Raw genomic sequence first — 797 nt, 5'->3', positions numbered from 1 at the left:
GCATGAGGCCGCCTCTCCCGCCGAAGACGCGCCGGTGAAGAGCCGTCGCCGCAAGCACACCTCCTCTGGCACGGAGACCGCATCCGGCGAGGGCAAGCGCCGCCCCCGTCCCCGCAAGCCCGAGACGCCTTCTGTCGCCGACCAGATCGCCGAGGGCGAGGTCAAGGTCCAGCGTCGCCGCCCGGGTGACGGTGGCGGTGCCAAGTCGCGCCCCGCGACCGATGGCCCTGCCCGTTCCGGTGCCGATGATGCCGAGGGCGCTCCCAAGAAGCGTCGCCGTCGCCGCAGCCGCAAGCCCAAGCAGGACGGCGGAGACGCCGGCGCGTCCGCTGAGTAGCCCGTGCGCGCGCCTCGTTTTCAGGCCGCATCCACATCGGACGTCGAGCCCCTCCCCGCATCTGCGGGGAGGGGCTTTTTCACGTCGGTTGGAAATGGGGCAGAAAAAACGGGTCGCGGTTCCGTCGGGGCACTGATTGAGGCCGCCCTCGAATTGATCTCACCCACGAGGTGCGCCGGCTGCGAGCGACCGGGAGAGCTCATCTGCTCGGCATGCGAGAATTCCATGCAGTTCATAGACCCTGCTCGCTGCTGTCTGCACTGCGGCGCGCCCTTCGGGGCCATGGTGTGCACGGAATGCGCGGGAGCGAAGACCGATCTCGATCGCTGCTTGGCTGCCGCCGTGTTCGATGGGCCGGTCGGTCGCATCGTCCGCGCGTACAAGGACGGGGGCGAGCGCCGCCTGGCCGCCGAGATCGCCCGCATCATGCTCAGCGCGGCCGTGCGGGCGCAGCGCGAGG

The 797-nt window shown here is 70.3% G+C and carries 2 pseudogenes; both read left to right on the top strand.

From position 1 onward, the window contains the following. Nucleotides 1-337, top strand: a pseudogene (locus COLINT_RS08350) (hypothetical protein); the annotation flags it as partial. Nucleotides 338-490: 153 nt separating this feature from the next. Further along, nucleotides 491-797: pseudogene (locus COLINT_RS08660) on the top strand (ComF family protein); the annotation flags it as partial.

Origin of the sequence: Collinsella intestinalis DSM 13280 (assembly GCF_000156175.1) — a bacterium.
GTDB classification, from domain to species: domain Bacteria; phylum Actinomycetota; class Coriobacteriia; order Coriobacteriales; family Coriobacteriaceae; genus Collinsella; species Collinsella intestinalis.
This window is presented reverse-complemented; position numbering and strand designations above follow the sequence as displayed.